The organism is Mesorhizobium sp. M0410 (genome assembly GCF_040321435.1).
Classification (GTDB): domain Bacteria; phylum Pseudomonadota; class Alphaproteobacteria; order Rhizobiales; family Rhizobiaceae; genus Mesorhizobium.
Genome location: NZ_JAMYRN010000025.1, coordinates 61,159 through 68,692, shown reverse-complemented (window position 1 = coordinate 68,692; position 7,534 = coordinate 61,159). Strand labels below are relative to the sequence as shown.

The following is a 7,534-nucleotide window of genomic DNA, read 5'->3' as shown; positions in this document are numbered from 1 at the left end:
ACGACAAACTGGCAGCCAACTTCCTCGCCATGATCCAACTCGCCTCAATGCGACTGTGGCTTCGCGCTTATGAGTCTACGGCCTAGCTGAAATGTAACGGAGTAAGCGCGCCACGGCCGTGGGTCGCCTGGTTGAAGACGCCGAAAAGCTGGACGATGTTGGTGATGTCGGTCTCGATGAAGACCTCGAGCTTGTCGTGCAGCATCCCCTTCTTGCCGAGAAGATAGCGGATTTTCGCCTTGCGGGTGGGCTTGCCTTGGGCGTGCGGTCACACTGGGGGTCGGCGCCTTCGACCTCGCCCTCTTCGGCCAAACCTCCAGGATTTCCGTGAATATCTCCCGCGCACTGGTGCAAAAGTGGCGTGCGGCGTCAGGGTTGATTGGGTTCAACGCAAAGATCGCACCCCTCCATCGGTCGCACAGGTCTTCGGAGAGCCCTGTAAGATATGAATGCCGGTGTCGTCCGCCGGGATGTCGCCAGCGGAATCGTGCCGTCTACCCTCGCTGAGGAGTTCAGGATGCCCGGCAGGGGATGCGCTCCCTGAAAAACGCCTAGCGCGACGGGGGCTTTATCATATCGGTCGCGCCGAAATTAGTTCAGGTTGTCTTCCCAGAACTCCAGGTCGTCCGTGTCCATCGTGTTGCCGGAGCTCTCGTGCTCCTTTACAAAGTCTGCCGCCTCCTCGCTTTCGAGGAATTCGTCGAGCGCCCTAACGGCCGCCTGCACCTTTTTCAGCTTCTTGCCTCGCCATAAATACGCATGCGGCGGATCGGGGTCCATGATGTTGTATTGGATCGCCATTTCGGCATTCGATTTCTGGTCGCTATCGTACCAGACAATGGGGACGGCCTTCCCATAGAGGTCCATGATGAGATTGCGGTAAAAGTAAATGCTGACTCGTGGTCGAAGGTCGACGATCGTTTTCAGGATTTCCTTGAACCGGGCCTCGGCATCGACGCTGGTTTTCTTGGACATGATGGCCTTGACTGCAACAGGGTCCTTCGCGGCCTTGAGCTCTTCGATCGTTTCGCTCGCCTCGTCATACACATCTTGGAGGCCTGCCAGTTCCTGTTTCAGCTCCGCGAGCTCGTCTTGTAGGGCCTTATGTTCGGAGGCGGACACGTTGGTTGCGGGAGCTAGGTTCTTCAATAATTTCTTCAGGTCGACCTTCCACGCCGCCCGCTTCTTGTCCCAGTCATGCTCAGTCCGCGGTTCAAGTGCGGTTCCAGTCCCCTGAATCATTTGGCGTAGATCGACGAGCTTTGCATCGTTGTCGATGCTCCACCCCTGCTTCAGCCCTAGCGTACCAGAGACAGCGCTGAACCTGATCGGCGGCACTACGATGGGGAGCGCTTTCAACGATTTCGCCCAGGTGGCGCCAAGTTCCATCAGGCAGAACCAACTCTCCATGTAACACGGTGTCATCATTAGGATGACGAGCTTCGGGCTCTGTATCTGCTTCTTCATGTAATCGTTGAAGTCATCTCCAAATGGGATGTTTTGGCCGTCGACGCTGGAGCAGAAGATCGATTTGGCGGGCACGCCGATAGCCTCTTTCAGGAAGGCAACGAACTTATTGGCAAGCGCAGCGTCGGCCACTGCGTGGCTGATGAAGATGTCGGTCATTGAGGCCCCCGATAGAGGTCGGCAAGTTATCTGCGCCGGGCTCCCAAATGCAAGTGCCGCCAGCGTTCCGCTGCCCCCTTGTCAGAGCATTTCAGTTTTCGAGCTTGGGTGCGACGCGATTGGCATCCGCCCATTCGGCGAGTGCATTGCTCAGGAAGAGACGCGCATACTCGCGTTCTTCATCTTTTCCGGTGACGCGCGAGAAAGCGAGCGAAATTCCGTCGTTCCGGACGTGGCGGTCCACAGTGAACGGATGGGGCTGGAGCCGATCCCGCGCCCATTCCTTCATGTCTTCGATATGGGTGTCAGCAAAGAAAAAGCAGGCGGCCGACATAGCCCGTCTCAGCTTGTCCATCCGCCTCGCGGCTTCGCCGATGTACCTGACCGCCTTGGCGGCCTCCTTGCGCTGCAACAAGCCAATAGTCGCCTCCATGGCCTTTTCTTCGTCGTCGCAGCCGTCGAAGGAAAGAAGCCACTGTTCGTAGCGCCTGACTTCGGTCAGGAACTTGCAGCTTGCGCCAACCAGCGTGTCACCGCGCATGCTTCCGAAGTAGCTGTTCCGCGCGAGCTTCTTCGGGAGCCGGGGATCGAACTCGGCAGCCTCGTTGTCGACCATTTCCGTCAGGACGTATTCGCCGCCGGCCTTGCGGACCTGCCGCAGGGCTCTGTGGATCGTCGGCGCGTCCTTCCGGAAGTCATGGAAGATGCCTTCGATCTCGGTTGCGATCGGCTTCAGGGCTTCTAACTCCCGCAGCATGCTGGGAACGTGCGTCAGCCGCGCCATCAAGAAGTCTTCCTGATGCCTCCGCTCGTCGTCCTGCTTCTTTTTTGAGAACGCGGCATGCTTGACCTCCGCTGAGGCGCAGTCGTGGCCGATCACCGCGATGCACTGGCGGTTGAAGATAAAGACGAAGGAGCCTTCGAGAAATTTCTCCCGCCGCTGGCACATCGGACAGGGAATGTAGTCGCCCTCGGGCCGTTTCTTTCGATCCACAGCGAACGTGTGGATGATTTCGAATGGCTCATTCTTGTTCACGCGACCCCAGTAGAGTCCGGGGAAAGTTTCAGGCTGATAGGACTGCTTGACGTGTTCTATGAACTGGTCCCGCAGATGATAAGGAGCCTCACGGTAGGTTGCGTGGCCAGTGTATTCCTCAGGAAACGTGTACTCTATTACATTGCGAGCGGATGCTTCCATGGTTGGGTTCTCGTCCCTGTTGTTGCCATCGTCTCCTCCCTGGCAGGTTGCGACTCATGCGAGTCTTGCCGTGAATATAGAAGATTCGCGGTTGTAAACGGAGTCCGAAAACACGTTTTCTGTCAGTAGACGGTGGAACTTGGGGATTAATGGCAATGGATGGGAAGCCGCCGTCAATCATCGTAGATTGGGAACAAACACGTCCTTGATTGAAAAAGGCAGCTGGCCTGTCTAACGATTCATCACCCTCCACCCCTCGCCTGTCGTTCCAACGCCGCGCCGAGGTCCCGGCCTGGGACATAAAGCTCTGTCCTGGTGCGAACCTTGCCCGACCCGTCGCGAGCATAGAGCTACTTGGTCGCATATCGAGTAATGCTCGTATTCAGTGCGGCGACGTGGTCGCGGCGATGATCTCGCTGGGGGGCTGTTTGACGAAAAGCCCGACCAAAGCGAGCTCGGGCGAGATCGTGAACATAACGATCGTATTTTGGAGGCCGGACCCCGGCGAGTAAGGTCTCGGCTTTCCGTCAACCCAATCTAGGATTACCGGATCGTCGGATGCCGCATAGGTGCAGCCAGGCGCGGCCGAGAGGAAGGACCAGCTCCTGCGAGCCAGTTGCTCAACAGCCGTCGGGACCGATTCGAGCTCCAATCCAAACAGGTAAGTCTGATCGATCGCAACCTTACGTTCGCCTCGATCGATGAGGTCCTTCATATCCTCGTAGTTGATGTCATCGCGGACTAAGGGCGCCATTCGCTCGCGCCTGCTTCACCGAATCGTCGAAGCGATCCTTATCCTGCAGCATCATTTTCATAATGCCGTTGACGACTTTCAGATCAAAATTTTCGGTCATTGACCTGAACCGTGGATTACGCACGGCCACGTTCCCCATCAGAAGCATAACAGAAGAAAAATGCGCCTCCGATGGGAAGCTGATCGCCTCTATCATCTCGGCCAGATGCACTGAGATTTCACCCTCGATCTCGGCCATCCCGTCCTCGACGTGGTTAGGGTCATAGCCCTCGACATCGATCCGGAAGAAGTGGCGCCGACTGCCGACTTCCGGACCAAGGTCTCGAACGATTTTCTCGTCGACTGATCGTAGCAGAAGACCTTGGCTTTCCGCTTGTCACAGCCGACGCTGAAATTCCGCAGATAGAACTGAGGGGTGAAGTGGTGGTTTGCCTTCTCTGCCATTATTGCCCGCAATGCTTGCAGACCCGTGGAGGCCTGCTCCAGGGATCTGGCGATCCGGAACCGGCTCAAAACAGTCCGCGTTTGCCCGCGTTGCCGTGCTCGCCTGCGAACACATGCTCAAGCACCCCGTCCGGAAGTGGGAACGGCGGATCCTGGTTTTCGATGATTATGAACTGCGCCTCGTCGCGGCGTTCTATCAGATAGTTGTAGAAGTGCACGTTTAGACCTGCCGCGGCTACGGTAGCTTCGTCAGAGCTGAGTTCCTTGTGCTTTGACTTCAGCGGGTCGCGGTAGCTGAGAAGCGGGCTGTCGAGGACGAGAATACCCGGATGCGGCAACTCGCGTTTCCGGCAGACATCCATGACCCCAATCTTGAACGCTGCGTTGAGCAGCGCCCTTACACCCTTGCCGTTGGCGTTACGCTGCTTTCCGTTTAGGAGGATATCATGCGTCTGCTCGTGGAAAGTGATACGCGGATCCCCCGGATACTTCCACTTCCTGAAGATGTCCTCCACCGCAGCTGCGAGTTCATCTCCAACGACCGTCCCGACACCGACCGCGACGCTTCCCTTGGCGACCCCTTTCGTCTTGAACTTCAACAGCTCGGCCTGGCGGACCCGAAGTCCGCTGATGCGCCTCTCAACGGACGTTGCGTCATGGAGCTTCTTTCGGGCCACATCGATCCCCTCATACTGGTCGCGTGTCTTGACGGCGGCTTCCCGTGCGGTCTCGATCTGCTCATCTTTCACTTCGATGTCGCCGGAAAGGGAGGCGATCCGCCTCCGCATTCCGATCGCTTCGGCCTGAAGTGAAGTGATCGCCTTCGTCAGCCCGGCGCTTTCGGCTCGGACTTTGCGCAATTCTGCCGAAACGGCCTTCTGGGAAGTTTCGACAGCCTCGAAGCCGTGTTCGACATGCTGATGCTCGGGATCAGCACCACACAGGACGCAAGGACGCTTCGCTCCGGCCACAAGGGCCGCGGCCCCCTCCTCCAGCATCATAAGCCTGCGGATATCGCTGGCAAAGCTTGTTGCGAGCAGTTCGAACCGTTCAATGGTCAGGACCGCCTCGTCCGCCCTCTCCGTCAGTTCATCGCGCTCGGACACCAGTCGTCGACGTTCCATGGAGAGCGCGTCGAGAGCGGAATGTCCTGCAGCCAGGTTCGATCTGAAGGTTTTCAACGTCGCATCTAGCCGCTCGGCCTGTTCGTCGAGGTTCAAGATCGTCAAGTCTTCGACATCGGGATACATGGCGGCGAGTTCTGCGACCGCCGTGTTCAGCATCTCCTCAACGATTTCAATACGACCAGCGTTCGTCTGTCTCTGCTGCTTGGTATCCGGCACTTTCACCATCGACTTGTCGTCGACACCTGTGAGGATGAACTTCAGGACGTTCTTGTTGAAGGTGTCGCTACTCTGGCGGTCGACGACGATTGGGCTTTCCTCCGCGATCATCGGGGTCTCTTCCGTGAACAGGTAGCTGGCGAAATGCCGGATCGTGAACGTCGCCTTGTCGCCGGTCTGAGTCCTGGCAATTTCCGTGTCGCCGACGCCGAGTTCTCCAAGCAGGAAAGTCGAGAGGCTCTCCTTCTTGGTCGTGTGGTTTTCGGCCAGCGTGCGGTCACTTTTCCGGCCGAGTGCCTGCTCGAACTCACCCTCGAAAAGGTCGTACCCGCCTTTTGACAGCGAACGGGCGAGAGTGATCCGCCCGCTTTTTGGCACATCAATTTCTAACCAGCATCTGTCGTATGCGACGGCCTCGGCCAGGCCCGGCAGGGCGGACCCTCCTCCGAACATGTAGTCGAGCGCCTTGACGGCGAAGGATTTGCCAGCCTGCGAACCGCCCCAGACCACCGTTAGTCCCGGCGCGAAGTCGAGGTAGACGGCCAGTCTATCCGGCCCGGTGAAGGCGAGGCGCCGCAAGATGAACCGGGACGGTGACATGTCAGACGCCAGCCTGGGAGGTGCCATGCCCGAAACTATCGGTCCATTCCCCGATGTTACCGACGACCATGGACCTGAATCCGGCCTTTGACAGTTCGCGCACCTGTCCGGCCACCCAGCTGGCGCAGATCTTCAGGTCTTCAGAGTAGGGGGATTCGAGCAACTCGACATACGAAGCGGCTTCCTCGGAGGCTCGCCACGCGAATCCCTCATCGTCGGCGACCTTCTCCAAGAGATGGCATTTGCGCATAAGGTCGAGCCCTGCCTCCACAATGCCGCGCCGGACGAGCAGCTCGCCCTTCCGGCTGCTGACCGCGGCGTGAAGCGACATCGGTCCGCCGACGTCGGAGGCGTGGACGACGACGTGATCGTAAAGGACAACCTCGCTGAGGTCGGCGGTCATCGGCCGCAGATGCTCGAGCACGACCACGGCACGAATCCCGGCCTCGAGCGGCGTATGATACAGGTCTGAAATGCTCGCGCTCATGGGCTCCATCTGATCCTTCCGTCCGAAACGAGGTGATGGCACGTACCCTGCTTCACGGGAGGCCGGGCCAAGGTACCCAGAATTCCTGCAGGCGCCGCCCCCGTGTGTTTCATCACCGCGTCGATCCTCGCCAAAGGCGATGGGTGCGCCTCGTTATAGACCTCGATCAGTAAATGGTAGATGTCGTTCTTGAATACGTCGACCGATCTGGCCGCCGTATTGTCGCGGTGGAAGTCGCGGAACGCGCACGCCTGATAATAGCGCTGTCTCTGGATCCTAAGGTGCTCCCCGAATTTAGGGTCCGTAAAGACGTCCTCCAGCGTCGCGAAGTCCAATCCGGCCGATCCCGCATAGACTTCCTGAAGCTGCGTCAGATACGTCAGCTCTATGTCGCTGATTTCATCGGGCGTTTCGCCTTCGGGCGCTTCGCCAGGCGGCAGGCCCAGCACCTGGACAAGAGCCGGAAGCGCGGCGGGATCCTTGACCAGTTTCGGCGCCGTCAGGCACTCGACCGCCGTGAAGTCGTAGCGCTCGATCGAGGCCCGGATTTCGGACGTGAGTTCGACGGGATTTCTGGCGGTTATCCTCATCCGGCAATGCTTGTCCCAAGCCTCCAGCAGCGCCTTCCCTATTCGGGACGGGTTCTGCAGCAGCGTAGTCAACGAGCCGTCGATGCCTCGCGGCGAAACGAAGATGTACCGTCGCGGCAGCGTCGCGTAGGCGCCGGCCGCATGATGGTGGAAGACCTTGCCCAGCTCCGTCATAGCCTCGCCGATCCGAAGCTTCGAGCCGCGTGTCTTCCGCTTGCACTGGTAAAGGTCCCACGCGCCATCATGGCGGGCGCGCGAGAGAAATCCTATCACGTCCCGGCCCTTGTCATTGGCCGCACCAACGCGCTCGACTTCGACGTAGTCTTTCGATTTCCGTTCGGCGTATATCTCGACGAACTCTTCGAGTTCGTTGTCCTCGAGTTCGACGATGCGCGTTGCTGGCTTTGTCACGTCCGCCCCTGAATCGATCCCTTTGCCTGAGTATCGCATCGGCGCGCCGCGTCGACAACGCTCAAACCGGCATCGATCTGA

The 7,534-nt window shown here is 58.6% G+C and carries 7 protein-coding genes and 2 pseudogenes; 1 reads left to right on the top strand and 8 read right to left on the bottom strand.

Annotated features, from left to right (window positions below):
- Window positions 1-86, top strand: a pseudogene (locus NKI63_RS26390) (IS5/IS1182 family transposase); the annotation flags it as partial.
- On the opposite strand, the gene NKI63_RS26385 reads toward NKI63_RS26390, so the two are convergent.
- From NKI63_RS26385 to NKI63_RS26345, 8 genes and pseudogenes are all read right to left on the bottom strand, one after another.
- Window positions 83-205 carry a hypothetical protein gene (locus NKI63_RS26385; RefSeq protein ID WP_502900516.1) on the bottom strand — a complete coding sequence of 41 codons (123 nt, stop codon included), beginning with the start codon at window positions 203-205 and terminating at the stop codon, window positions 83-85. The pseudogene NKI63_RS26390 and the gene NKI63_RS26385 sit on opposite strands and share 4 nt — an antisense overlap.
- 386 nt (window positions 206-591) lie before the next feature.
- Window positions 592-1,626: a toll/interleukin-1 receptor domain-containing protein gene (locus NKI63_RS26375; protein ID WP_352509250.1), complete on the bottom strand. Its 1,035-nt coding sequence runs from the start codon at window positions 1,624-1,626 to the stop codon at window positions 592-594.
- A 91-nt stretch (window positions 1,627-1,717) separates the two neighbouring features.
- Complete coding sequence (locus tag NKI63_RS26370) at window positions 1,718-2,824, bottom strand: hypothetical protein (protein WP_352509253.1); 1,107 nt, start codon at window positions 2,822-2,824, stop codon at window positions 1,718-1,720.
- Window positions 2,825-3,206: 382 nt separating this feature from the next.
- Window positions 3,207-3,539, bottom strand: a complete 333-nt coding sequence (locus tag NKI63_RS26365; RefSeq protein ID WP_352823909.1) for a hypothetical protein — start codon at window positions 3,537-3,539, stop codon at window positions 3,207-3,209.
- Window positions 3,540-3,555: 16 nt separating this feature from the next.
- Window positions 3,556-4,022: pseudogene (locus tag NKI63_RS26360) on the bottom strand (DUF4238 domain-containing protein).
- Window positions 4,023-4,087: 65 nt separating this feature from the next.
- Complete coding sequence (locus NKI63_RS26355) at window positions 4,088-5,965, bottom strand: coiled-coil domain-containing protein (protein WP_352823908.1); 1,878 nt, start codon at window positions 5,963-5,965, stop codon at window positions 4,088-4,090.
- Between the two features lies 1 nt (window position 5,966).
- Complete coding sequence (locus tag NKI63_RS26350) at window positions 5,967-6,452, bottom strand: ABC-three component system middle component 2 (RefSeq protein ID WP_199202885.1); 486 nt, start codon at window positions 6,450-6,452, stop codon at window positions 5,967-5,969.
- The gene (locus NKI63_RS26345; protein WP_352509259.1) at window positions 6,449-7,453 is read right to left on the bottom strand and encodes an ABC-three component system protein; all 1,005 of its coding nucleotides are present in this window, start codon (window positions 7,451-7,453) and stop codon (window positions 6,449-6,451) included. Before NKI63_RS26345 ends, NKI63_RS26350 begins: the two co-directional genes overlap by 4 nt.
- Between the last annotated feature and the right edge of the window lie 81 nt (window positions 7,454-7,534).

Bases quoted from the DNA above. Each gene is read 5' to 3' on its own strand.
- NKI63_RS26385 (WP_502900516.1), bottom strand. From the start codon at position 205: ATGCTGCACGACAAGCTCGAGGTCTTCATCGAGACCGACATCACCAAC.
- NKI63_RS26350 (WP_199202885.1), bottom strand. From the start codon at position 6,452: ATGAGCGCGAGCATTTCAGACCTGTATCATACGCCGCTCGAGGCCGGG.
- NKI63_RS26365 (WP_352823909.1), bottom strand. From the start codon at position 3,539: ATGAAGGACCTCATCGATCGAGGCGAACGTAAGGTTGCGATCGATCAG.
- NKI63_RS26355 (WP_352823908.1), bottom strand. From the start codon at position 5,965: ATGTCACCGTCCCGGTTCATCTTGCGGCGCCTCGCCTTCACCGGGCCG.
- NKI63_RS26375 (WP_352509250.1), bottom strand. From the start codon at position 1,626: ATGACCGACATCTTCATCAGCCACGCAGTGGCCGACGCTGCGCTTGCC.
- NKI63_RS26370 (WP_352509253.1), bottom strand. From the start codon at position 2,824: ATGGAAGCATCCGCTCGCAATGTAATAGAGTACACGTTTCCTGAGGAA.